The 1,703-nt window shown below is 64.4% G+C and carries 2 protein-coding genes; both read right to left on the reverse strand.

Annotated elements, in window-relative coordinates; genetic code table 11:
• Positions 1-102: 102 nt before the first annotated feature.
• Positions 103-621 carry a TIGR02281 family clan AA aspartic protease gene (locus BGN91_RS09140; RefSeq protein WP_292612457.1) on the reverse strand — a complete coding sequence of 173 codons (519 nt, stop codon included), beginning with the start codon at positions 619-621 and terminating at the stop codon, positions 103-105.
• A 229-nt stretch (positions 622-850) separates the two neighbouring features.
• Positions 851-1,561: an MgtC/SapB family protein gene (locus BGN91_RS09145; protein ID WP_292612458.1), complete on the reverse strand. Its 711-nt coding sequence runs from the start codon at positions 1,559-1,561 to the stop codon at positions 851-853.
• Positions 1,562-1,703: the final 142 nt, after the last annotated feature.

Genomic DNA, 1,703 nt, shown 5'->3' on the forward strand with positions numbered 1-1,703 from the left:
GCCGGAAATGCGGGAGCGGGTTTGTGAAAGGCAATTGCGGCATAATTCGCAGCGCCACGGCGGAGCGCGTCGCCTGCGACCTCGACCAACGGCGGCGCCAGCCTATTGTTCCAGCACCATGCGCCCGTTGGCGAATTCGAAGCGCCTGAGCCTGGACAAAAACGACAGGCCGAGCAGGTTTTCCGACAACGCCTCGTCGGGCAGCACCATGGCGTCGACGTCGCGCACGACCAGCCCGCCGACGTCGACCATGGCAAGCCGGGTTCGCGCCGCCTTGACCTTGCCGTTGGCGGTGGTCACCGTCGCGTCGTAGTCGTTCCGCGCGGGCCGCACGCCGATCCGCGCGGCTGAACTTTCATTGAGCGCGATCACCGACGCCCCGGTATCGACCATGAAGCCGACGCGTTGGCCATCGATCCGGGCTTCCGTCTGGAAGTGGCCGCGGCTATCGCGGGCGATGCTGACGCTGCGGCGACCGGCCTGGGCGTTGTCCTCGAACGTCGCCTGCTGCGCGGGTGTCGTCGCCCGCGCCGCCGCGGTGGCGGTCATCTTGTCAGCCACTTGCGCCATATAGGTGCCCGCTCCGACAAGGAGCGCTGCAAAAATCATCAGATTACGCATGGCGCACACTCACTGACAGATCCGAACGGCAGCCGCGATCTTACGCGCGGTCGTCGGCCAGCCATAACCCGCAACGGCCGTGAGGTTCTTTATTTGGGAAAAGGATGAGCGAAGCGTTAATGCGGGCCTTAGAGCATGATCCCGAAAAGTCGAAACCGGTTTTCGAAAAAAGATCATGCTCCAACAAAAGATAAGCGACGAGTCTGGCTCAACGCCGTTGAAACAGGCTCTAGCGGCCGTCTTCCGTGCTCAAGGCGAACGCCTTGATCTTATAGCTCTTGCGGATCAGCGCCAGCAGATCCGTCGGCCGCGCCGATCGCTCGGCGCGCCGCCACGAGATATCGAACGAACAATCGAGCGACCCGTCATCATGCCGTTTCACATCGGCGAAGCGGGCGTGATAGCCAAAACCTCCGATCAAGCGCGGCAACTCGACGATCGCTCGCATCTCTGCATCGGCTGCGACAATCACTCGGACGCGGTGCTCGCGAGGGATGACATAGTCGACCCATTTCAGCGCCCAGAGAGTCATGACCGCCAGCACGGTCGCGGCGGCGCCAAGCACCAGTTGACCGCCGCCCAGGCAGAGACCGATCACCGTGATCAGCCACAACGTCGCCGCGGTGGTGACGCCGGTGATGAGATCGCCTTTCTTGAAAATGGTCCCGGCGCCGATGAAGCCGACGCCGGTGAGGATGCCGAGCGGTAACCGCATCACATCCATCTCGGCGAACGACGCCGGCGTCTTGCCGCTCGCCGACAGCAGGATGTTGGCCTGGATCATGGCGACCGAAGCGGCGAGACCCACCAGAATGGTGGTGCGAAATCCGGCCGCGTGTCCCCGCGCGCTCCGATCCAGGCCAATGATGCCGCCGGCGACCATCGTCAAGGCGAGACGGATCGCGATGTCCGGCCAGGTCGGTTGCAGGGGCATGTCCATGGAAGCCTCGGGCGAGATGTCGTGGCCAACGCTGCGGCGACAGCACGGGTTCCCGGATACGCGAGCCCTTCAGGTCCCGCGCGGCTTGACCCGGCGTGTCGGCGGCGCGTTCGCCGGATCTTCCGGCCAGGGATGCCGGGGA

The sequence above is a fragment of the Nitrobacter sp. 62-13 genome (assembly GCF_001896955.1).
GTDB lineage: Bacteria > Pseudomonadota > Alphaproteobacteria > Rhizobiales > Xanthobacteraceae > Nitrobacter.